1 protein-coding gene is annotated in these 402 nt (G+C 61.2%); it reads left to right on the top strand.

The genetic code is table 11. From position 1 onward, the window contains the following. Window positions 1–402: ImmA/IrrE family metallo-endopeptidase (locus tag SB775_RS27610; RefSeq protein ID WP_410864329.1), on the top strand; the 402-nt coding region annotated here is incomplete at both ends.

A 402-nucleotide genomic window follows, 5' to 3' on the forward strand; every position in this document is an offset into this window, starting at 1 on the left:
ATTTCATGGCATTGCAGCAGCGCGGCGATCTCGCCGTTCTGCGGGTGCCCGAATTTGTTCCTCCGGACTCGCAGTTGAACTGCTCGGTCGCTGGTGGGTACCGATGGGAGCCGCCGACACTGGTCGTGACGGAGTCGATGTCTCGCCGTCGTCAACAGTTCACGCTTCTGCACGAACTCGGCCACCACATCCAGAAGACTGACATCGAACTGGGAACCAGGGTTGTCGAGCACCGCGAACCAGAGGCGTTTGAGGACGCCTGCTGTGACGCGTTCGCGGCCCAGGTGCTGTTGCCCGACGACCTTGTAGATGGACATATTTCTAGTCGAGGGCCAACAGTGGGCGCGGCGACGGACCTGTTCGAAGCGTCAAATGCGTCGCGAGCGGCTATTTGCGTGCGGC

The sequence above is a fragment of the Peribacillus sp. SIMBA_075 genome, from assembly GCF_046534585.1.